General features: G+C 37.9%; 21 protein-coding genes. 2 read left to right on the top strand and 19 right to left on the bottom strand.

The features are described 5' to 3' along the window. Positions 1 to 4: 4 nt before the first annotated feature. Positions 5 to 742 (bottom strand): amino acid ABC transporter ATP-binding protein, encoded by a 738-nt coding sequence (locus SFC32_RS05810; RefSeq protein ID WP_411049990.1) that lies wholly within the window; start codon positions 740 to 742, stop codon positions 5 to 7. A gap of 218 nt (positions 743 to 960) precedes the next feature. Here SFC32_RS05810 and SFC32_RS05805 point away from each other — a divergent pair, with 218 nt between their 5' ends. Further along, positions 961 to 1,821, top strand: coding sequence for a LysR family transcriptional regulator (locus SFC32_RS05805; RefSeq protein WP_411049983.1), 861 nt, complete (start codon positions 961 to 963; stop codon positions 1,819 to 1,821). Between the two features lie 141 nt (positions 1,822 to 1,962). Next, complete coding sequence (locus SFC32_RS05800; RefSeq protein ID WP_411049982.1) at positions 1,963 to 3,624, top strand: NFACT family protein; 1,662 nt, start codon at positions 1,963 to 1,965, stop codon at positions 3,622 to 3,624. Between the two features lie 51 nt (positions 3,625 to 3,675). Here SFC32_RS05800 and SFC32_RS05795 read toward each other — a convergent pair whose 3' ends face one another. From SFC32_RS05795 to recJ, 18 genes are all read right to left on the bottom strand, one after another. Further along, positions 3,676 to 5,079: an APC family permease gene (locus tag SFC32_RS05795; protein ID WP_411049981.1), complete on the bottom strand. Its 1,404-nt coding sequence runs from the start codon at positions 5,077 to 5,079 to the stop codon at positions 3,676 to 3,678. A gap of 216 nt (positions 5,080 to 5,295) precedes the next feature. Next, the gene (gene budA / locus SFC32_RS05790) at positions 5,296 to 6,015 is read right to left on the bottom strand and encodes an acetolactate decarboxylase (protein WP_039697121.1); all 720 of its coding nucleotides are present in this window, start codon (positions 6,013 to 6,015) and stop codon (positions 5,296 to 5,298) included. Positions 6,016 to 6,088: 73 nt separating this feature from the next. After that, positions 6,089 to 7,762: an acetolactate synthase AlsS gene (gene alsS, locus SFC32_RS05785; protein WP_411049980.1), complete on the bottom strand. Its 1,674-nt coding sequence runs from the start codon at positions 7,760 to 7,762 to the stop codon at positions 6,089 to 6,091. A gap of 270 nt (positions 7,763 to 8,032) precedes the next feature. Continuing rightward, positions 8,033 to 8,209 (bottom strand): hypothetical protein, encoded by a 177-nt coding sequence (locus SFC32_RS05780; RefSeq protein WP_006532428.1) that lies wholly within the window; start codon positions 8,207 to 8,209, stop codon positions 8,033 to 8,035. Next, positions 8,193 to 9,428, bottom strand: coding sequence for a tetratricopeptide repeat protein (locus SFC32_RS05775; protein ID WP_411049979.1), 1,236 nt, complete (start codon positions 9,426 to 9,428; stop codon positions 8,193 to 8,195). Before SFC32_RS05775 ends, SFC32_RS05780 begins: the two co-directional genes overlap by 17 nt. Next, positions 9,418 to 10,605: an AI-2E family transporter gene (locus SFC32_RS05770; RefSeq protein ID WP_411049978.1), complete on the bottom strand. Its 1,188-nt coding sequence runs from the start codon at positions 10,603 to 10,605 to the stop codon at positions 9,418 to 9,420. The genes SFC32_RS05775 and SFC32_RS05770 overlap by 11 nt, the downstream gene beginning before the upstream one ends. Positions 10,606 to 10,639: 34 nt before the next feature. Beyond that, positions 10,640 to 11,125 carry an NUDIX hydrolase gene (locus tag SFC32_RS05765; RefSeq protein ID WP_074563417.1) on the bottom strand — a complete coding sequence of 162 codons (486 nt, stop codon included), beginning with the start codon at positions 11,123 to 11,125 and terminating at the stop codon, positions 10,640 to 10,642. A gap of 193 nt (positions 11,126 to 11,318) precedes the next feature. Beyond that, entirely contained in the window at positions 11,319 to 12,368 is a 1,050-nt protein-coding gene (gene rfbB / locus SFC32_RS05760; protein ID WP_006532368.1) for a dTDP-glucose 4,6-dehydratase, read from the bottom strand. Between the two features lie 168 nt (positions 12,369 to 12,536). Beyond that, on the bottom strand, positions 12,537 to 13,130 hold the full coding sequence (locus SFC32_RS05755; RefSeq protein WP_020916519.1) for a dTDP-4-dehydrorhamnose 3,5-epimerase family protein: 594 nt from the start codon (positions 13,128 to 13,130) through the stop codon (positions 12,537 to 12,539). After that, positions 13,130 to 13,999 (bottom strand): glucose-1-phosphate thymidylyltransferase RfbA, encoded by an 870-nt coding sequence (gene rfbA, locus SFC32_RS05750; protein ID WP_039697125.1) that lies wholly within the window; start codon positions 13,997 to 13,999, stop codon positions 13,130 to 13,132. The genes SFC32_RS05755 and rfbA overlap by 1 nt, the downstream gene beginning before the upstream one ends. A gap of 132 nt (positions 14,000 to 14,131) precedes the next feature. Then, complete coding sequence (locus SFC32_RS05745) at positions 14,132 to 14,920, bottom strand: Nif3-like dinuclear metal center hexameric protein (protein WP_411050198.1); 789 nt, start codon at positions 14,918 to 14,920, stop codon at positions 14,132 to 14,134. Then, positions 14,907 to 15,593, bottom strand: a complete 687-nt coding sequence (locus SFC32_RS05740; RefSeq protein WP_074601623.1) for a tRNA (adenine(22)-N(1))-methyltransferase — start codon at positions 15,591 to 15,593, stop codon at positions 14,907 to 14,909. Before SFC32_RS05740 ends, SFC32_RS05745 begins: the two co-directional genes overlap by 14 nt. Positions 15,594 to 15,684: 91 nt before the next feature. After that, positions 15,685 to 16,335, bottom strand: coding sequence for an endonuclease III (gene nth, locus SFC32_RS05735; protein ID WP_411050199.1), 651 nt, complete (start codon positions 16,333 to 16,335; stop codon positions 15,685 to 15,687). Next, entirely contained in the window at positions 16,335 to 17,009 is a 675-nt protein-coding gene (locus SFC32_RS05730; protein WP_074601616.1) for a DnaD domain-containing protein, read from the bottom strand. Before SFC32_RS05730 ends, nth begins: the two co-directional genes overlap by 1 nt. Positions 17,010 to 17,087: 78 nt before the next feature. After that, on the bottom strand, positions 17,088 to 18,032 hold the full coding sequence (gene metA / locus SFC32_RS05725; protein WP_074559710.1) for a homoserine O-acetyltransferase MetA: 945 nt from the start codon (positions 18,030 to 18,032) through the stop codon (positions 17,088 to 17,090). 107 nt (positions 18,033 to 18,139) lie between these two features. Beyond that, entirely contained in the window at positions 18,140 to 18,658 is a 519-nt protein-coding gene (locus SFC32_RS05720) for an adenine phosphoribosyltransferase (RefSeq protein ID WP_004231134.1), read from the bottom strand. A gap of 102 nt (positions 18,659 to 18,760) precedes the next feature. Then, on the bottom strand, positions 18,761 to 19,738 hold the full coding sequence (bsh, locus tag SFC32_RS05715; protein ID WP_074601613.1) for a choloylglycine hydrolase: 978 nt from the start codon (positions 19,736 to 19,738) through the stop codon (positions 18,761 to 18,763). Positions 19,739 to 19,909: 171 nt separating this feature from the next. Further along, on the bottom strand, positions 19,910 to 22,114 hold the full coding sequence (recJ, locus tag SFC32_RS05710) for a single-stranded-DNA-specific exonuclease RecJ (protein ID WP_411049763.1): 2,205 nt from the start codon (positions 22,112 to 22,114) through the stop codon (positions 19,910 to 19,912).

Genomic DNA, 22,114 nt, shown 5'->3' with positions numbered 1-22,114 from the left:
TAACTTATAAAATTTGCTTCAAAAAACTTGCCACACGTTGATTTGGATAAGAACGATTCACCTCTTCAGGTAGCATGTCTGCGATTAACTCACCATTTTCAAGAAATACAATACGATCTGCCACTTCTTTTGCAAAACCAATCTCGTGTGTCACAATAATCATTGTCGTACCACTTTTAGCAATAGCTTTCATCACCTGCAAAACCTCACCAACCATCTCAGGATCAAGCGCTGAAGTCGGCTCATCAAATAAAATAATGTCAGGTTGCATTGTCAAAGCTCTTGCTATAGCAACACGTTGTTTCTGACCGCCAGACAGATTTTCAGGATAAGCATCTTTCTTATCAAGCAAGCCAACTGCCATCAGCAAGCGAAAAACAATTTCATCCACCTCTTCACTGCTTTTCCGGTGTAATTTTTCTGGACCAATACCAATATTTTTAGCAATGGTCATGTTATTAAAAAGGTTAAAGTGTTGAAAGACCATATTGACATGTTCTCGTAGCAAATTGTCATTCATATTCAGGTCGTAAATGTTCTTTCCCATAACCGCAATTTCACCACCGTCAACCTTTTCCAATTTATTAATCGTTCGAATCAAGGTTGACTTTCCACTTCCAGATGGTCCAATCAAAACCACAACCTCACCTTTTTTAACAGACAGGTTGATATTTTTTAGGACTTCTTGCTTACCATAACTTTTTCGAATGCCCTTCATTTCGATCATATACTTCGCTGTCAAATCGAAAGTCGCCAACTCCTCTTCCAAAGCAACCATACCGCAGACCTCTTTCTTAATTGATGTCAATATTTTATAATTTTCAGAATTTTATTTCAATAGTCTATGTTAGGTTTTGTAACATATGTGTGGATTTTTTCTATTTTTTTATGATTTTGGTGATTATTTTCTTTATTTTCGAATCCTTGTTTATAACTTTTATTTATGATAAAATCAGAAATATGAAATCTAGTTATAAATTATCCATTTTTGACTTCAAATTAATCAAAGACATTTATGAAACACAGAGCTTCTCTGAAGCCGCTAAGCTTAATAATATCAGTCAACCAGCTGTTTCTAAGCGTGTAAAAGAAATCAACAGTAATTTATGTGAGGTTTTCTTACGTAAAAATAAAAAAATCTCCCTGACACCAAAGGGAAAAGACATTTATCAATTTGCTAATCAGACATTACTTGCTTTTAACAGCCTGCTTGATAATTTGGACTCTACCTTTGAGCAAAGTATCATTCTTGGTTCTGATACCTCTTATCTCAAGACCTATTTGTCAGCCATTCAAAAATATTTGCCAGAAAACCGTAAACTCAATGTCCAAACTTACAGCAATTCGCATCAGATTTTTCAAGCACTTTTGGATGACCAAATTGATCTTGGAATTATGTCAGGTAGCTACACCCAAAAAGGTGTGCTCAAACTTCCACTTCGCTCTGATAAATTGATGATTGTCGGGCAAAGAGAGCTCATCGAAAAATTCGACAAGGGTGAAGAATCGCTTTTCTTACTTTATCACATGACCAGCAGCTACCATAATTTCTTAAAAGAATTTATTAAGATTAATCAGCTGCCAACCCAACACCATATTTCTATCGATAACCTCTCACTTATCGAACACGAAGTGCTTAAAGGTACTGGCATTACCATTGTCAGTCAAGACATCGCTGAACGTCTGCTTGAAAATCCAAATATCATTTCAAGCTCTAAAAAACTAAAAGACATTTTCATCAAGACCTATGCCATCGTCAAAATGGAAAATAAACATTACCAAGACCTTCTAGCAATCATTCAAAAATTAAAAAAATCGTAAGGGGCAAACTTTCCCATATCACAGAGTCCAGATTTTGCAAGGGTTATGGTATAATAGAAGAATTGAAAACATGAGATTAGAAAGGAGACGTCGTAAACTTCTTATCGCTTTTGATGAGCTAGTGTTACGGCAACTTTAATCATGTCATTTGATGGTTTTTTCCTACACCATTTAACCAAAGAATTACAAGACGAGCTTCTCTACGGACGCATTCAAAAAGTTAATCAGCCTTTTGAGCACGAGCTTGTTTTAACCATTCGTAATAACCGTAAAAATTATAAACTGTTACTTTCTGCCCACCCTGTTTTTGGGCGCCTGCAAATTACTAAAACAGACTTTCAAAACCCTCAAACACCTAATACTTTTACCATGATTATGCGTAAATACCTTCAAGGTGCTGTTATTGAAAGCATCACACAAATTGAAAATGACCGTGTTTTAGAAATCGCCTTTTCAAATAAAAATGAAATTGGTGACAACATCAAGGTTACCTTGGTTGTTGAAATCATGGGTAAACACAGTAACATCATCTTGATTGATAAGGCTGAAAGTAAGATTATCGAATCTATCAAACATATCGGTTTCTCACAAAATAGCTACCGAACAATCTTGCCTGGTTCAACTTACATTGCTCCGCCAAAGACAGATGCTAAAAATCCATTTACTGTTTCAGATGAAAAATTATTTGAAATCTTACAAACCGAGGATTTGGCACCACGTCATCTTCAAAAACTCTTCCAAGGTTTGGGACGTGATACCGCTGAAAATTTGGCAGCTCAGCTTAGTGATGACAAACTCAAACAGTTCCGTGCTTTCTTTGCTCGACCTGTCCAGCCAAATATGACTGACAAATCATTTGCAGCAGTGCCATTTGATAAGAGTGGTCAAACATTTGACAGTCTTTCAGAATTGCTAGATGTTTTCTATCAAGATAAAGCTGAACGCGATCGCGTCAACCAACAATCAAGCGACTTGATTCACCGTGTTCAGACTGAACTCGATAAAAACATCAAAAAACTAGCAAAACAAGAAAAAGAATTAGCAGCTACTGAAAACGCCGAAGAATTCCGCCAAAAAGGCGAACTCTTAACCACTTATCTCTCAATGGTGCCCAACAACCAAGACCAAGTGGAACTTGATAACTACTACACTAATGAAAAAATCACTATTGCTCTTGATAAAAGTTTGACCCCTAACCAAAATGCTCAGCGCTATTTCAAAAAATACCAAAAACTAAAAGAAGCTGTCAAACACTTAACAGGACTCACCGAAGAAACAAAACACACAATCACTTATCTTGAAAGCGTCGAGACAGCTCTAAGCCACGCTTCTATCTCTGATATCGAAGACATTCGTGAAGAGTTGGTGGAAACTGGTTTTGTCAAACGCCGCACGCGCGATAAACGTCACAAACGTAAAAAACCAGAGCAATACCTTGCTTCAGATGGTAAGACAATCATCATGGTCGGACGCAACAACCTGCAAAATGATGAATTAACTTTCAAAATGGCGAAAAAAGGTGAACTCTGGTTCCACGCCAAGGACATTCCAGGTAGTCACGTACTCATCAAGGACAACCTCAACCCAAGCGACGAAGTCAAAACTGACGCCGCTGAATTGGCAGCCTATTACTCAAAAGCTCGCCTATCAAACCTTATCCAAGTCGATATGATCGAGGCCAAAAAACTCAACAAACCTACTGGTGCCAAACCTGGTTTTGTCACATACACTGGTCAAAAAACACTTCGCGTTACACCAACCGAAGAAAAAATCAATAGCATGCGCATCGAAAATAAGAAATAAGTTGCTGTTAAGATTGCAAAAAAGCATTGGCTAAAAGCCAATGCTTTTTGTTTATTCTTCTGTTTTATGAATTAATTTTGAGTGACGGTAACCATAAGCAAAGTAAATGATTGTTCCAATCACAAAGGCAATGATAAAGCCAAACCATGTCTCAAGCTTACATTGTGTCATCAAAGCAAAGCAAACCACAATTGATAATATTGGCAAAAATGGCACCCAAGGTGTTCTGAATTCACCTTCTTTTGGCTCACCAAAATCTTTACGAAGTTTGATAACCCCAAAAGCAAGCAAAATAAGATAAGCCAAAGTCACAATATTTACCAATAAAGCTAGGATTTCCAAAGGAAAGACCCCTGAGAAGAACATTGTGACAATCCCGACAAAAATAGTCGCTTTTTTCGGTACTTTACTCTTCGGTGTTAATTCTTGGAATTGCTCAGGCAAAAGCCCATCACAACTGACATTGTAAATCACACGTGACAAGGCAAACATCATAGAAATACATACCGTTACCAGTGTCAAAATCACCACTACAGAGACAATATTACCAACTAATGGAAAACCAATGCTACGTAGAACAAATGGCACCACATCAGCCGTATTTAATTTTGTATAATGAACTGTCCCTGTTAAGACCAAGGTTACCAAAACATACAACAAAGTTGTCAATCCAATTGAAAAGAAGATACCTTGTGGAATTTTCTTTTGAGGTTCTTTGGTTTCATCAGCCGCCATCGAAATAGATTCAAATCCAAGGAAAGCAAAGAACATCAATGATGCACCAGCCATGATACCAACTTTACCACCATAAATTTGACCAAATCCGAACGGTGCAAAATCACTCCAGTTTTGCGTATTGATTGCTGTCAAACCAAGAGCGATAAAGATAATCAAAACGGCTAATTTAAAAATAACCAAAACCGAATTAAATCTTAATACCGTTTGAACCCCTAACACAACAAGGGCAGTCACACAAAGCAATAAGAGAACCGGAACAATATCAATATAAGTTCCTTTAGCAGGATTGAAAGGACCACTCAAGGCAGTCGGCAAACTAATACCGAAAGTTTTCAAGAAAGCCTTTAAATACTCTCCCCAACCAGAGGCTGCCGTTGAAATCGCTCCAGCAAATTCAATCATCATAAACCAACCTGCAATCCAAGCTGGGTACTCTCCAAAAACAGTATACAAATAGCGATACACACCACCTGAATGTGGTAAGCGTGAAGAAAATTCTGCAAAGAATAAAGCTGACATGGTTACACAGATAGCAGCAATAATAATTGAAATAGTAATCGCAGGTCCTGCGTATTGAGAAGCACCTACTCCTGTTATCGTGAAAATCCCAGTCCCAACAATCGAACCTACCCCTAAAAAGATAAGTTCAGCAAGCCCCAGGCGTCGTTGCAAATGGCTTGTCTTTTGCGCCATCGGGGTCTTTCGAAAAATATCCATACATTCTCCTGTTATTTGTTTGAAATCGTCATACAATTCTTATAATTCTATCAATTCTTGATACAAGATTCACATGCACAACGTCTTTTATTTTAGGATAAATATAAGTAAAAATCAACTCTATATCTCATTTTTATCCGTAAAAAAACACATTACTAAAACAAGATAAACTCGTTTTTAGAAATGTGCCTTTTTCATATGCGATAACTAGACGATTTATTCGCTCTTTTTGATGTCTTCTTTCAATTCGTCCATGTTAAATTTTGCAAAAAGGTATTTACGGTCTTGAACTGGGAAACGTTGATCAAGTTGATCAACCGGCCCTACTTCAACAACACCTTCTGAAATCACAAAATCCATCACATGACCACCAAAGGTTAAATCATCTGAAATAAAGTGTAAATGATAACCAGCAACACTCACACCATGGAACATCTTAGGTGTCCAGATACCCACAATAGTCCCTGTGACATTTTCACGTGAATATTCAGGTTGGCGTGTTGCGACTTCTGCAAATTTTGTATTTGGCGCAGATTTTGGAATCATGCGAACATGCATGTTAGAAAAAGTCCCTTTAATTTTAATCGAACGGAACAAGTTCACCCCATCATAATATGACTCGATACGCTTTTTCAACTCTGCATCTGTCATTTCAAAACGTTGTTTGAAAATCACTTCTGCTTGATGAGGAACAACTGCAGCGTAAGGAACTTTGACATCATCAGAAACCTCAACAATTTCAGGTTTTCCGTTTGAACCGATAGCTTGATAGGCTTTACCGTCTAGAATAATCAACTCTCCATCAATAGAATCGAGTGTCCCGATTCCTAAATCACCATGCTCTAGTAGCTCACCGATGGTTAATGTTCCACCATAAAGACCAGCCATCAGGGCACTTAAGGTATTATATTGAAAAAGTTTAATTGCTTCTGACATATTCTCCTTCACTTTCGTCATTTAAAATTAACTGTCATTAATATTTTATTGCCAAATGAGCTAAATTGCAAGCTTAATAAAACTCGTCTGGTAAGATTGTTTCACCAAGTTTAATGTTATCTTTGTAATCGATTGGAATATCGATAAGTACTGGTCCGTTTTCTGCTTCAGCAAGGGCTTTTTTGAAGGTTACTTCAAAACCTTCTTTGCTATCAACACGGTAACCTTTAGCACCGAAGCTTTCTGCGTATTTGACAAAATCAACAGGACCAAAATCAACACCTGAAGAACGACCGTATTTCATCTCTTCTTGGAATTCAACCATGTTGTATTTACCATCATTCCAGATAATGTGAACGATTGGCAAGTTAAGACGAACTGCAGTTTCTAATTCTTGCGCTGAGAAGAGGAAACCACCATCACCAGATACAGAGATAACGGTTGTATTTGGACGAACAAGGGCTGCTGAAATTGCCCAAGGAAGTGCTACACCGAGTGTTTGCATACCATTTGAGAAGAGCAGGTGACGTGCTTCGTATGATTTGAAGTAACGTGCCATCCAGATGTAGTGACTACCAACGTCAACAGTTACAGTCATATCATCTGTGATATTTTCTTGCATAACATCAATCACATCAAGTGGGTGAACCACACCAGGATTTGAGTCACGGTCAAATTTCACATCTTCAACCACATTTTTCTTAAGATTTTGAAGGTAGTCTACTGATGCTTTTGGCAAAGTGTAACCATTAACTGCTGGTAAAAGCAAATCAATCGTATCAGCAATATCACCAATCAATTCACGTTCAGGTTGGAAATAAGTATCAACTTCAGCTTGAGCCACGTCAATAACAATGATACGTGCTGAGATTTCAGCATTCCAGTTGCGTGCTTCGTATTCAATTGGGTCATAACCAATAGCAATGACAAGGTCCGCTTTTTTAAGCAACATATCACCTGGTTGGTTACGGAAAAGTCCAACACGTCCAAAGAAAGTATCTTCTTCAAGCTCACGTGAAACAATACCAGCACCTTGGAAAGTTTCGACTACTGGCAACTTAACAGCTTCAAGCAATTTACGAATTGATTTTGTAACCGCACGTGTTGAAGCACCATTTCCCAAAAGTAAAACTGGCAACTCAGCATTGCGAATCGCTTGAGCAAGATAGTTCACGTCATCAACAGATGCTGAACCAAGTTTAGGGTCAGTTAGTGGCTTAATAGCTTTTACAGATACTAAACTATCCGTAACGTCTTGCGGAATTGAGATAAAGCTTGCGCCGCGTCGACCTGATTTAGCTACACGGTAGGCATTGGCGATGATTTCAGAAAGTGTATTTGGGTCATGCACTTCAACAGCTGACTTCGTTACTGGTTCCATCATCGCAACGTTTTTCATTGATTGGTGTGAACGTTTCAACAAGTCACAACGTTTTACTTGTCCTGAGATGGCAAGAACTGGGTCACCTTCATCAGTCGCCGTTACAAGACCAGTTGCTAAGTTTGACACACCAGGACCACTTGTTGTAATTACAACACCTGGATTACCTGTGATACGTCCGATACCTTGCGCCATAAAGGCTGCATTTTGCTCATGACGTGCAACAATCAATTTTGGACCTTTGTCTTCAAGTGTATCGAAAACACGGTCAATTTTTGCGCCCGGAATACCAAAAACGTATTCGACGTCATGATTAATAAGGCTATCTACAACAAGATCAGCCCCATATTGCTTTTGTTCAGTCATTTTATCTCCTATATGTCTTTAGATGACTAATTAAGAACAGATTTTAAAGTTCCAATACATCACAATTTCAAGAAAATCTGGCGATAAAATTAGTCAAATCTAAATCACAAATTTTTATTTTTTCACAAATATGAATCAATTATACCATAGTTTTACGAAAAGTTTGTGAAATTTCGCTTGTGAAATTTTTATTTATCTTTCTAAAGTAAGATTGAAAACATTCTTGAAAATTACAAGAAAAAACACGACGAAATTGTCGCGCTTTTTACTCTATTTTTTTCGTCTTGTTCTAACAAAATCATAGATGGTCATCAAGATAAAACCACCAAATACCACAAGAATATTGCGAAGTGGTTCACCACTTTGATCAAAGAATGATAGCAAAACAAAAATGATAATAACCGTTATCAGGTTACTAGCCAAAAGACTCTTAAAATTCATCTTCATTTAAAAATTCCACCATATTGACATCATCTGGAACCATGGTTAAGTAACGTTTAGCCACATCTTTGGCACGATCTGTATAACCAAATTCGCGCAAAATATAAGCATAGTCTTGCAAGAATTCTGGATTATCTGCCAAATCCGTTGCCAAATCATCATAAATCTTGAGGGCTTTTTTATCAGCTTCAAGCGCTTGATAGGCTTTGGCAATGTTCCATTTAGTAAGGACATTATCAATGTTGTCACGATTAAGGGCAACAACATCGTCATAGTGTTCTTCTTCTAAGTACAAGTTAGTCAAACGCATCAAAACATCTTCATCGTCAACCGCTACGTCTTTAGCTTTCAAAAGATAGCTTTCGGCTTGTTTGGTATCGTGTAATTCATACGAAAATTGTGATGCTGCGAGCAAAAGATTGGTATCAAATTCATTTTTAGCCAAACCTTTTTGAACCAAACGAAGTGCTTCTTCAGTTTTATTTTCTTCATGAAGAGATTGTGCGTAAACATACTCATACCCTTCAAAGTCAGGATTCATTGTCTCCAATTGTTTGAAGTAAATATTTGCTTTTTGGTATTCATCTTGATCATACAAAATTGTCGCTAATTCAAAGATTGTATTGTCATCGTATTCAATCTCAACAGCTTTTTCAAGAAACTCGATAGCTGCTTCGAATTTTCCGAGACTAGCGTAAGCACGACCGATACGTTGATAAGTTGACACACCTGTCATTTCAAGAATATCTCGATTATCTAGCTTAGCATATTCTTTGATAGCTTGATTGTAATTACCAAGTTCCATTTCGATTTCAGCCAAACCAAAAATAACCAAAGGTTCATCACTAATCTGACTCGCTTGGAGAAGTTTTTCACGCGCAACGTCAGCTAGCCCTTCCATTTCATAGATATCTGCCATAACAAGCAAAGCAGACAAATAAGCATCGCTCTCAGGCGAAATAGCATCAAGATACAAGAAAGCACCTTCGATGTCACCATCTTCAGTCGCAATCTGAGCTAGGTTAATATTAACTTCAGGATAATCTTCACGTTCTTGCAAATAAATTTCTTTTGCTTGTGGCAAGAACCCAATGCTCTCAAGATACTCTGCCAATTCCAAAAGTGTCTCAGCATCGTCTTCTTTCAAAGCTCGTTTAAAATATTTATTAGCGTGCTCTAAATCTTGACTCTGGATTGAGGCAACCATTTTTTCACTATTTAACATCTTTTGATTCTTCTTCTCCTTCTTCTACAATTAACTCTTCTTCATATAAACCACTGACAGCTTTGTACCAGTCAAAAATTTCTTTAACAACCACCTTGATAGAGGCATAAACCGGAATTCCAAGGAACACTCCCCAAATACCAAACATTGAGCCAGACGTTAGCAAAATAAACATAATGGTAATCGGATGGATGCTTAGCTTGCTTCCCAAAACCAAAGGTGCTACAAAACGCCCTTCAATCGTTTGTTCAACCACGAAGGTCACAAGAACCTTAATCAGCATAATTGGTCCTTGAACAATCCCCATAATCACAACCGGAACCATAGCTAAGAAACTACCAAGATATGGAATCATATTAAGGAACCCTGCAATAATACCAAAAGTTGCCGCATAACGCAAACCAATCATATTAAAGAAGATTGTGAACATGATTCCAACAACAATCGCAACGGTTACTTGACCTTGAACATAACCAGCAAGCTGCTTGTTGATATCTCCAAGAATACGTGACGTTGGACGACGCATTCTAGTCGGAAGTGCCTTAATTAACCCCTCTTTCATCTTATGACTATCTCTTAAGAAATAAAAGAGAATGAACGGTGACATAATGATAGCTAAGGTCACGCGAGCAATGGCGCTAGCAAAGCTTGATGCCCAGTCAATTGCATTCTTAGAAAAACTTTCCGCATAATCAACAGCTTTATCACTGATATTAGCCAACATATCTTGCAATTCTGACTGATAATTAGCCAACCAAGGACTCTTCAAAAGTTTAGAACTTTCAACGTTGACACTTTTAACATAAGCAGGTAAATTCTCAACAAATGATGTCAATTGCCCTTCAATCATAGGAATAAAACTTGCTACCGCCCAAATAAGCAGAGCCACAATAATAGCATAAACAATGAAAATTGAAACCGTTCGGTTAACACCACGTCGTTCAATCAAGCCAACCAAAGGCTTAATCAGGTAGTAAAGAATTGCTGAAATCACCAAAGGAAGCATGATGATGGCTAAAAAAGACAGAACAGGTTTAAATAGAAATGAAATCTTAGTGAACAAATAAAGGGTCAAAAAGACAAGAAAAGTGACCATAACTGCCACAGTAGCTTGACTGTTTAAAACCCATTTAAAAAACCAAGACTCCGTAAATTTCTTTTCTTGATGACGATCCATAAAAACTCCTCTCTTCAGACAACTTCAATAAGGACTACTTATCGCCATAAAAAGTAACACTCTTATCGACTAAGCGTTGCTTGTCATCATAAGTAAACTTAGCTGAGAAGAATGGCACATCATCTAAAATCCACTTAAAGATTTCATAGTCACCTTCCCAAGTTGGTTTTGATAACACCTTATCATAAGGAACCCACTCAAGAGTACCCTCACGTGATTCTTCGTCAGAAATTAATTCACCTTCAAAATCTGTCACCTTAAAGACGTAGGTATACCAATCGTGACCAGGCGTAAATTCAGGGAAAGTAATCACACCTTTAAAATCCATTTCCTTAACCGTAAAATGCGTTTCTTCAAAAATTTCACGTTTAGCACATTCATCAGGCGTTTCACCCGCTTCAAGTTTACCACCAACCGAAATCCATTTTCCCTCATGAACATCATTAGGCTTTTTATTACGATGCAAAAGCAAAAGTGCCTCACCGTTATCAATATAACAAATCGTCGCTAACTTCGTCATCTTTCTCTTCTTTCTCGTTTTCTTCTATTGTACCAGAAAACCAAACACAATTCTTGAATCAAAGCATAACTTGTAAAATAATTCTAGGTTTTTATAGATATTTTTCAATTAACCCTATCTTAGCTTTGCTTTTTTCTCAAAAGATAAAAAAAGCCCCGCACCAAGCGTGGCTTGATACGATAGGCTTTTTAAATTATTTATCAAGAACTTTTTGAGTTTTAGCGTAGTTAGCTTCAACTGCTTCTTTTTCAGCTTTCCACCAATCTTGGTTATCTGTATACCATTTGATTGTTGCTTCAAGCCCTTCTTCAAAGTTAGTGTATTTTGGTTCCCAACCAAGTTCTTCACGAAGTTTAGTTGAATCGATTGCGTAACGAAGGTCGTGACCAGCACGGTCTGTTACGTGATCGTAAGCATCTTTTGGTTGACCCATTTTTTCAAGGATAAGTTCAAGAACTTCTTTGTTGTTCTTTTCACCATCAGCTCCGATAAGGTAAGTTTCACCGATACGTCCTTTTGTCAAGATTGCCCAAACACCTGTTGAGTGGTCGTTTGTGTGAATCCAGTCACGAACGTTTTTACCATCACCGTAAAGTTTTGGTTTAATCCCTGACAAGATGTTTGTGATTTGACGAGGAATGAATTTTTCGATGTGTTGGTATGGTCCATAGTTGTTAGAGCAGTTAGAAATAGTTGCTTTAACGCCAAATGAACGTACCCAAGCTTTTACGATCAAGTCTGATGCTGCTTTTGTTGATGAGTATGGTGAACTTGGGTTATATTTAGTTTCAGCAGTGAATTTTTCACCTGGACCTTCACCATGTCCTGGAAGGTCTTCACGAAGTGGAAGGTCTCCGTAAACTTCGTCAGTTGATACGTGGTGGAAACGGATATCGTATTTACGAGCAGCTTCCAAAAGTGTGTATGTACCAACAAAGTTTGTTTGGATGAATGGACTTGGATCTTTTAGTGAGTTATCGTTGTGGCTTTCTGCAGCGTAGTGAACGATCGCATCAGCTTTTGCAGCCAATTTATCTACCAATTCTGCATCTGCGATATCACCAACAACCAATTCAACACGGTCACCAAGGATCTCTTCCAAGTTTGCACGGTTACCAGCGTATGTTAATTTATCAAGAACAGTAACGTGTACATCTGGGTGGTTATTGTAAACATAGTGTACGAAGTTTGAACCGATGAAACCTGCACCACCGGTTACAATGATATTTTTGTATTCAGACATAATTAAGATACAAAGGGACGTTTCGCTCGCGAAAAATCTCATAGAAAAATAGGAAATCTGACGCAGACGACAAGCGTCTAGGAAGATTTATCTTTTTTCTTAGAGATTTAGTCCCGTGTTCAGTTTCTTAAAACTGAACACTCCTTTCTGATTAATTTTTTATTTTTATTACAAATCTTCTTTACGTAATGGTTTTACGTCTTTAAGCAATGGGTGATTTTTATCTGCTTCAGAAACTTCTGCTTCTTCCAAGTTTTCCCATTTGATACCAAGAGTTGGATCTGCGTAGTTTACAAAAGCGTATTTTGGTTTAAGTTCAAGTGCCCAGTAGTCATTTACCAAGTAGCTGTATGATACTTTATCAGACAATACTTGGAAACCATTAGCGACACCACGTGGAACAAAAATACCTTTTGAAGCATCGATAACAGTTTGATAAACGTGACCAAAGCTGTCACCTTCACGCAAGTCAACCCATGAACCTAGGACTTTACCTTCATCAGCAACTGAGATGTATTTGTCCCAAGGTTCTGCGTGAAGTCCACGCAAAACGTTTTTATGTGAAAAGCTAACGTTATTTTGTAATTTTCCTTCTGCAAAGAATGATTCTGGGAAACCAAGAGGAAGCATTTTTTCTTTTTGGAAGTTTTCTTTAAACCATCCGCGGTTGTCACCGTGAACAGGAATATCAAATTCAATCATTCCTGGGATGGCTTCGATTTTACGTGCTGCCAATTCTTTACCAAAAAACTGTTCTGTCATTATTCTTCTCCAATCAAACGGAGCAAGTATTTTCCGTATTCGTTTTTCTTAAGTGGTTGTGCAAGGTTGTAAACATCTTCTTTTGTGATGTAACCCATGCGGTATGCGATTTCTTCCAAGTTTGCCACTTGAAGGTTTTGCATACGTTGCACTGTTTCGATGTATTGAGCTGCTTCAAGAAGGCTTTCGTGTGTTCCTGTATCAAGCCATGCAAAGCCACGTCCCATAACTTCTACAGAAAGGTCGCCACGTTCAAGATAGGCTTTGTTAACATCTGTGATTTCAAGTTCACCACGTGCACTCGGTTTGATGTTTTTAGCAATTTCCACAACATCGTTATCGTAAAAGTAAAGACCTGTTACAGCGTAGTGTGATTTTGGATGTTCTGGTTTTTCTTCGATTGAGATAGCATTGAAATCTTCGTCGAATTCAACAACACCAAAACGTTCTGGGTCTTTTACTTGGTAACCAAAGACAGTAGCACCTTTTTCTTTGCTTGCTGCTTTTTGAAGCATTTTACTTAGACCTGCTCCATGGTAAATGTTATCTCCTAATACAAGAGCAACATTGTCATCTCCGATAAATTCTTCACCGATGATAAAGGCTTGTGCCAATCCATCTGGACTTGGTTGTACAGCGTAAGAAAGTGAAATACCAAATTCTGAACCGTCGCCAAGTAGTTCTTCAAAACGATGAATATCTGTTGGTGTTGAGATAATCAAAATATCTCGGATACCTGCCAACATCAATGTTGATAGTGGATAATAAATCATTGGTTTATCATACACTGGCATAAGTTGTTTTGAAGCCGCACGAGTCAAAGGATACAAACGTGTTCCTGAACCTCCTGCAAGAATAATACCTTTCATAGTTAGGTCTCCCTCTTTATTAATAAATTATCAATTATCAGAACTATTCTATCATTTTTTGCAAATGCTGTCACTAAATTTCCTAATTTTACAAGCTTTTAACGAAAATTACTGACAAATGTCAGTAATTATTTATAAATGATAAAACGGATTTGTTTCTGCCTCACTGGCAATGAAATCTACTGACCAATGATTGTCATTTTTCCAAGCATTAAATTTCTCAAGTAATTTATCAACCATGAGCACTTCAATATGATGCCCTGGGTCGATAGCAAGCATACCGTTTGTAATCATCTCTTGAGCAGTATGATAGTAAATATCACCAGTAATGTAGACTTGCGCCCCTTTTGCCATTGCTTCACGATAAAAACTTTGACCACTACCACCACAAATAGCCACACGATTAATGAGCTTATCTTGGTTTCCGTATGCGACCAAACGAACACTATCTAAGTTGAATTTTTCTTTAACCTTAAGAGCAAATTCTGAAAAAGTTTGCTCCTCAATCGTTCCAACTCGACCAATCCCGTAACCATCAGCCGTAGGGCTTAAAATCTCTGTATCGGTAATGTCTAACAGCTCACAGAACCAATCATTTAAACCATCTGGCACAATATCGATATTTGTGTGACTCACGTATACGGCGATATCATGTTTTACCAAGTCAAGGTAAATCTGATTTTGGGGAGTCGCCACAAGGTCTTTTAGTGGACGAAAAATAGGAGCATGCTTAACGATAATCAAGTCAATATTTTTCTCGATTGCTTCAGCAACTGTTGTTTCTCGCACATCTAGAGCAATCATCACGCGCTTAACTTCTTTATCAAGAGTTCCAATTTGGAGACCAGAAATATCTCCTTCCATAGAAAGCTCACGTGGACAGTATGCTTCGTAGCGTTCAATGATTTCACTTGCTTTCATTGATAGCCTCCTTGATAGCTGTCATTTTTTGTGAAATAGCTGCGCGGTCATCGACACGATTTTCTGGAACGTGAGGCAAAGCGATTTCTAATTTTTTCAATTCTCGTTGCCAACGTGCTTTGAAGACAGCTGATTTTTCTTGGTTCAAGAAAGGACCAAAGCGTAGGTCTGTCTCTGACAAAGTCATTTGTCCGTGTTCAACAACCATGATTTCATAAAATTTATCATTTTCTGTCATAATTTCTTCGGTGACAAGTTTGAAGCCATTGTTCATCAACCAAGCACGAAGCTCATCTTCACGATTATTAGGTTGCAAGATGAGGCGGTCTACACTTGCTAATTTTTCAACTCCTGCCGCCAAAATATCAGCAATCAAGCCGCCGCCCATACCACAAATCGTAATAGTTGTTACCTGGTCTGATGCTTCAAAGGCTGCCAAACCATCTGCCAAACGCACAACGATTTTATCTGCCAAACCTGCACCAGCAACATTATGAACTGCTGATTCATATGGACCTTTGACAACTTCACCAGCAATGGCAAAATCAATTTTTCCCTCTTCCATCAAGGCAATCGGTAAGTAAGCATGGTCACTTCCGACATCTAGTAAGCGTGCTCCTTGCGGTACAAATTCTGCTACGGCAGCTAGACGCTTAGATAATACTGTTTGCATAATTCTTCCTTCTAAAATATCATTCTTTTTAATTATATCAAAAACAACTTCTCCTTACAAAAGCATAACAAAAGCAACTCAAGTGAGCTGCTTAGTTAGTTTTCACATTGTCTTTATAATATTTGCAATAAGCTTGAACTGGGCAAATATCACATTTAGGCTTTTTAGCTAAGCAATGATAGCGTCCAAAGAAAATCAAGCGATGATGTGTCAAAATCCAATCTTTCTTTGGAATTTTTTTCATCAAATCTTCTTCGATTTCTTTAACATCAGCATCTGGTGCAGAAATATTCAGGCGCTTAGCAATGCGTGACACATGCGTATCCACAGCAATTGATGGAATACCGTAGACTTCTGCTAACACAACATTAGCTGTTTTTCGTCCCACTCCTGGCAAGGTTTCTAACTCCTTGTGGGTCTTAGGGACTTGCCCATCGAAGTCTTGTAAAATCGCTCTTGCTGTCTTAATGATGTTTCGAGCTTTGTTCTTATAAAGTCCAATAGTTCGCAAACACTCCTCAACATCAACCAAATTTGCCTTAGCCAAATCCTCGATTTCTGGGTAATGTTTCCAAAGATTTGGAGTTACCTTATTCACTGCTTTATCCGTCGTTTGAGCAGACAAAATCACCGCGATAAGCAGTTGAAATGGCGTCTCCCATTCCAACTCGCCACGCGCTTCTGGATACATATCACCAATAATAGCTAAGATTTTCTTTAAACGCTCACGTCCAACTCTCATTAGTCACTCCACAAATCCATTGCAGCCAAAAAGTCATCTGACACATTGACTTTACCTGCTTTTGAATCTTCATGCTCTTTGCGACGTTCCTCAACTTGGCGCATTGTTGTAATGCCTTCACGACGCCAATTTCGCAAAATGGCATTAATGTAATTCCAGTTTGTCTTACCATTAAAGACCGCTTCACGTAGGGCAGCGCGCACTAAATCAGGATCTGTTTTATCCTCACGAATAGTTTTTTGCAAATCTTCCAATTCAAATGGACTTAGCATACGACCTAGCTCACGTTCAAAATCTTCGACAAGTTCTTTCACAGGATTTACATCTTGTTTTTCAGGAACTTGTTTTGGTTCAGATACTAATTTATCCAAAAGGGCTAAAACAGGACTAGCATCAAAAATCACTTCGATTTCACTACCAAGTTCAATAGTCTTCATATCAAGCAAACCTTGAGCAGTCAAATCAGAAATCGAGCGGTTAACTTCTGCCACTGTTTTATTCAGTGCGCTAGCAATTTGACTAGGTGCCAAATCATCCATCTTAGTCGTGTTTTGGAGATAAATAAACTGCCAAATCAAAAAATCATCTGCACGTTTAAAAATGTCTTTGTAATGAAAGAGAAGAGCACTCGGCAATACAAGATTGCCTGATTTATAATTTTCCAAATAACTCATAATATATTCCTAAAAAATCATCACATTTAAAACTGAACCTGACAAAGATAAAGCAAGATTTGACCGACAATCACCTCATCACAAGTAACCGTAAAAAGATGGTTCTTTTTCCAATTGCTCCAACTGATAAGGCGTCTCTTGGTAAACAGCATAATTAATCCAATTACTAAAGAAAGTTGTTGCCGCTAAGTTCCACTTCATCGGAACATCTTGCTCAGGATCGTCATTGACGTAATAATGCGCAGGTACATTAGGATTTTTTCCAACTTTAACATCACGCTTGTACTCACGATCCAAAGTTTCACGGTCATATTCCAAATGTCCAAAGCTATAAACTTCGCGCAAATCTTTACTAGCTACGATAGACAAACCAACTGTGGGACCTTCAGCAATTACTTCTAATCGATCAACCTTAGCAACATCTTCATGACGAACTTCTGTATACCTAGAATGCGGCGCCATGAAGCAATCGTCAAACCCACGGACAATCGGATTAGAAGGTTGTTTGACATTTTGAGAAAAGATGCCTGATAATTTTTCCTCTAGCAAAACCTTCTTAATACCATATTTGTAATAGAGCCCAGCTTGCGCTCCCCAACACAAGTGCAGGGTTGAATAGACATGAGATTTTGCCCAATCAAAGATTTGGCACAATTCATCCCAATAATCCACTTCCTCATAAGCCAAGGTTTCAACTGGAGCACCCGTGATAATCAACCCATCATAATACTTGTGTTTAACATCCGCAAAAGTTTTATAGAAGGTTTCTAAATGCTCAGCCGTTGTATTTTTTGACTCGTGACTAGTCATATAGAGGAATTCAACATTAATCTGCAAAGGCGTATTGGCTAGCAAACGCAAGAGTTGTGTTTCTGTCACTTCTTTTGTCGGCATCAAGTTAACGATGAGAAAATCCATCGGTCTAATATCTTGATGCTTTGCTCGCTTATTATCCATGATGAAGACATTCTCTTTGCGCAAAATGTCTAAGGCCGGTAATTCTTTATCAAGTTTTATTGGCATGAAAATATCTCCACTCTATAATATTATATTTAAGTAATATTATAAAAGATGGAGATATAGTTTTCAATTATATAATTTCTTTAGGTAGTTATAGTTTTTAGCTATAATTATCCTGGGAAATTCATTAAGACTTTCGTATCATAACCTTCAAGTGCTTTACGTCCGTTCAATCCGTCCAATTCAACAAGGAAAGCACATCCAGCAACGATACCACCAAGGCGTTCTACCATTTCGATAGTAGCTTTCACAGTACCACCTGTTGCCAAAAGGTCATCAACGATAAGGACACGTTGTCCAGGTTTGATAGCATCAGCATGCATACATAGTGTATCAATGCCGTACTCTTTTTCGTAATCAGCTGAGATTACTTCACGTGGTAATTTACCAGGTTTACGAACTGGTGCGAAACCAATTCCAAGTTCAAATGCAACTGGGCATCCTACGATAAATCCGCGTGCCTCTGGACCAACAATCATGTCGATCTTCTTGTCAGTAGCATACTGTACAATTTCGCGAACAGCATAGCTATAAGCATTTCCATCTGCCATCAAAGGAGAAATATCACGGAAAGTGACTCCTTCTTTAGGATAGTTTTCAATTGTAGCGATATAATTTTTTAAATCCATTTTCTTCTTTCTATGGGCTTTTTGCCAAAAAATGTTTTACATTTCATTATAGCATATTTTTCGAAAAAAGGAAGGGAATTTAGGTAATAAATTTTTAAGATCTTAATTTTGGTAATTCACTTGCCAATCTTTAATCAATGGATAAGTAACTAACTTGTTATCATCCAAATTTTCCTTATGCATATCGACAGCTGTAATCTGTGAATTATCGTAAGTTGTGTAGTAATAAATACCTTTTTCTGTATTGATACATGAACTGTAAATGGTGTATTCGTATTTGCCGCTTTCATCCACGTAACATAATCCTTTTTGTTGTTCAACGGATTTCAAAATATGGAAGAATTGGTTAACACTAGATGCTTCAGTATCTTCTGCTACTGAATTTAATTTGGTAAAGGCTACTTTAACATATCGTGACATTGATGACAAATCACCAGGCAAACCAAGTCCACCCATTCCTCGGCTGTAAGTATCTAATTGAATTTCTGTAGAGAAAAGATTGTCGGAAACTTTTGGTGAAAGGTGACGGTAATTGTTCAAGTTAAATAATTGTTTGTCAAATGTTGGGTTGTTCGTCAAAACACCTGTTGGGTTATCATAAACCTTAAGACCACTAGCCACAGATTCCAACACAATAGCTTCATTGCGGTCTGCAATCAACCAGTGCAAAGGACTTGGTTGAAAATCAGCACTGAAAGCTTCATTTGTCACATTAAGATTTTGGCAAAGTTTCTTAACATCAGCAACAGATTGGCATTGTGATAAGAACCATGGAATCAATTCAAAAGATGCCAGATTGTCTTTTCCTTCTGCCACTTCTTTATAGTCGGCATTTTCAGGGAAATTCAAACCTGCCATTCCTAAACCTTTTTCATTAACTGCTTCGTAATAAAGTGGGTAATCAGCAACTACCGTCGCCATTCCAATCATGGCATAGTGGTCCTTATTTTCCCCCTTATGCTTAAACGAGAATGGGTAAGTTCTAGGACAAATAGTCACCGTTTCATTGTATGAAAAATCCAAATCAAGATTACGACCAAAGTAACTATCCTTAGTTGTATAAGTAATCGCAGTACACATAAGAAACCTCCTTATTACAAGAAAATTCAATAAGCTATTAACAATTTTGTAGCGAATCATCCCTACATAACCATATTATAATTCTGTCTCAATAGAAAAACAAATATTTAGCAATCGCTTACTTTTAGTCGACAAAAAAACTACGACAAGCTAAAACTTGTCATAGTTTTCTTAATTATTATCCATCAACCAATCATAGATTTCTTGCGGAGTGCCAAGTGCCATAAGTTCTTGATACTTCACTTCTTGTTTCAGGTTTTGATAGATTTGGCTGTCTGAGATGCTACGCTTTTGAGCATCTTTGTTAACAACCATAACACCATCTGTGATGGTTACGAAGTCTAATTCATCAAAGATTTGAATCATTTTCACCAGCAAAATATCTGGGATATTGAGGTATTGACTCAAGTCTTTTAGTTTATAACGAACATCAAATTCAGGGAATTGGTAAATGGTTTTATACAATTTAGCAAATTGTTCACGAGTTCCATACCCTGTCAAATAATAGGCACGTTTGATGTGGTTTTTAAAATAAACGGCATCAAATTGTCGACCGACAAAAAGGGATTTGAGTTCTTCAGCCTTCTCAGGAATATCTAGCACAACCACTTCACTGGCACTAGTGTCTTCGCTCAAAACAGGAACACGTTCAGGAAGACTGGCATTTTTGGCACGAATATCAATCAACTGAACGCCGTCAACACGCGCATCTTCAAGCATCAACTGAACAGTGGTTTGCCCGTTCCATTTGTTGATTGACAAGGTAACGGCAAGACAGAGATTCTGTGCTTGTTGAAATTCTTGCACCAAGTGACCTTGATTAAAGGCAACAAGGTCTACTGCCGTGCTTCCTTGAGCAATTTTTAACTTCAAGTGGGCACCATTTTGCCCCATGGTACGTACTTGTTTAACGGTAAAGTCTTTGATTTCAAAGACTGGCTTAGCATTATCCATCCCAAAAGGTGCAATCTTCTCAAGACTTTTAACAGTGTCCAAGTCAATTTCTGACAAGTCTAGCACTTCATCAATGATCAAAGTCTTTTTCTGAGCTAAATTAATATCATTTTCAGCAATGTAATCACATAAGACCTGTGACAATTGCTCTAAGTTATCAACGGGCAAGGTCATCCCAGCTGCACCAGCATGTCCACCAAAGGCTTCAAATAAATCACGGTGTTCATCAAGCGCATGGAAGATATTGATAGCCTCAATACTTCTAGCAGAACCTTTTGCCATGCCGTCTTCAATGTTTAAGACAATAACTGGCTGAGCAATATGCTCCAAAATACGACCAGCGACAATCCCAAGAACACCTGGATGCCAGCCTTCTTTTGCTAACACTTGAACAGGCTTATCAAGGTCAACCATGCCCATGGCTTCGTCATAAATCTTTTGAACGATTTCTTTACGTTCTTCATTTTTGGCATTAATCATTTGCGCAATGCTTAGCGCTTCTTCATCATCAAAGCCAGTCAATAACTCAACAGCTGGATTTGGATCATCTAGACGACCAAGAGCATTTAGCTGCGGTGCAATTTTAAATCCAACAGTTTCCTCATTAACATCTGACATGTCAATATCAGATACTTTCATTAGTTCCATTAAACCAATGCGTTCGGTCTGCTTGAGCATTTCAAGACCAACCTTAACCATAATACGGTTTTCATCTGTTAGACTAACCATATCGGCAATCGTTCCGATAGCAACTAAATCTAGCATTTCTGTGGGAATTGATTCCAACAAGGCACAAGCAACTTTGAAAGCTACGCCACATCCTGCTAAATACTTGAACGGATAATCCGCTTCCGGATGCTCTGGATGTACAATGGCAAATGCGTCTGGAAGCTCTGCTGGTAAGCCATGGTGGTCAGTAACAATGACATCTACTCCTTGACTTTGTGCATAGCTAATAGCTTCATGCCCAGCTACGCCATTATCCACCGTAATAATCAAAGAAACCTGTTGTTGCTCAATAAAGTATTTATAGACCGATTCATTTGGTCCATAGCCATCAACAAATCGGTTAGGGAGATAGACTTGAACCTCAGCCCCTAGCATTTCAAGAGCTTCTTTCATAATGCTAGCACTTGTCATGCCATCGGCATCATAGTCACCATAAACCAAAATCTGTTCGTAATTTTCAATAGCTTGACGAATGCGAGCAACTGCCTTGTCCATATCATGCAACAAATATGGATCATGAAGTTGTGATAAATCATTTGATAAAAATTGAGCTAGTTTTTCGCCATTATCAATGCCTCGACTGTATAGAATTTTGCTGGCTAATGCCGTTATATTTTCTTTTTTTGTCACTTCAAAAAAGCCATCATCTGGCTCTTTTTCAATGTTTTTCCAATTGTATTTACTTGTTATCAT

Origin of the sequence: Streptococcus sp. TATVAM-FAB8 (genome assembly GCF_046592795.1) — a bacterium.
GTDB lineage: Bacteria > Bacillota > Bacilli > Lactobacillales > Streptococcaceae > Streptococcus > Streptococcus ruminicola.
The sequence above is the reverse complement of the archived record's forward strand: the minus strand, read 5'-3'. Positions and strand labels throughout refer to the sequence as shown.

Bases quoted from the DNA above. Each gene is read 5' to 3' on its own strand.
- SFC32_RS05805 (WP_411049983.1), top strand. From the start codon at position 961: ATGAAATCTAGTTATAAATTATCCATTTTTGACTTCAAATTAATCAAA.
- SFC32_RS05800 (WP_411049982.1), top strand. From the start codon at position 1,963: ATGTCATTTGATGGTTTTTTCCTACACCATTTAACCAAAGAATTACAA.
- SFC32_RS05795 (WP_411049981.1), bottom strand. From the start codon at position 5,079: ATGGATATTTTTCGAAAGACCCCGATGGCGCAAAAGACAAGCCATTTG.
- budA (WP_039697121.1), bottom strand. From the start codon at position 6,015: ATGTCAGAAGCAATTAAACTTTTTCAATATAATACCTTAAGTGCCCTG.
- alsS (WP_411049980.1), bottom strand. From the start codon at position 7,762: ATGACTGAACAAAAGCAATATGGGGCTGATCTTGTTGTAGATAGCCTT.
- SFC32_RS05780 (WP_006532428.1), bottom strand. From the start codon at position 8,209: ATGAAGATGAATTTTAAGAGTCTTTTGGCTAGTAACCTGATAACGGTT.
- SFC32_RS05775 (WP_411049979.1), bottom strand. From the start codon at position 9,428: ATGTTAAATAGTGAAAAAATGGTTGCCTCAATCCAGAGTCAAGATTTA.
- SFC32_RS05770 (WP_411049978.1), bottom strand. From the start codon at position 10,605: ATGGATCGTCATCAAGAAAAGAAATTTACGGAGTCTTGGTTTTTTAAA.
- SFC32_RS05765 (WP_074563417.1), bottom strand. From the start codon at position 11,125: ATGACGAAGTTAGCGACGATTTGTTATATTGATAACGGTGAGGCACTT.
- rfbB (WP_006532368.1), bottom strand. From the start codon at position 12,368: ATGTCTGAATACAAAAATATCATTGTAACCGGTGGTGCAGGTTTCATC.
- SFC32_RS05755 (WP_020916519.1), bottom strand. From the start codon at position 13,130: ATGACAGAACAGTTTTTTGGTAAAGAATTGGCAGCACGTAAAATCGAA.
- rfbA (WP_039697125.1), bottom strand. From the start codon at position 13,999: ATGAAAGGTATTATTCTTGCAGGAGGTTCAGGAACACGTTTGTATCCT.
- SFC32_RS05745 (WP_411050198.1), bottom strand. From the start codon at position 14,920: ATGAAAGCAAGTGAAATCATTGAACGCTACGAAGCATACTGTCCACGT.
- SFC32_RS05740 (WP_074601623.1), bottom strand. From the start codon at position 15,593: ATGCAAACAGTATTATCTAAGCGTCTAGCTGCCGTAGCAGAATTTGTA.
- nth (WP_411050199.1), bottom strand. From the start codon at position 16,335: ATGAGAGTTGGACGTGAGCGTTTAAAGAAAATCTTAGCTATTATTGGT.
- SFC32_RS05730 (WP_074601616.1), bottom strand. From the start codon at position 17,009: ATGAGTTATTTGGAAAATTATAAATCAGGCAATCTTGTATTGCCGAGT.
- metA (WP_074559710.1), bottom strand. From the start codon at position 18,032: ATGCCAATAAAACTTGATAAAGAATTACCGGCCTTAGACATTTTGCGC.
- SFC32_RS05720 (WP_004231134.1), bottom strand. From the start codon at position 18,658: ATGGATTTAAAAAATTATATCGCTACAATTGAAAACTATCCTAAAGAA.
- bsh (WP_074601613.1), bottom strand. From the start codon at position 19,738: ATGTGTACTGCGATTACTTATACAACTAAGGATAGTTACTTTGGTCGT.
- recJ (WP_411049763.1), bottom strand. From the start codon at position 22,114: ATGATAACAAGTAAATACAATTGGAAAAACATTGAAAAAGAGCCAGAT.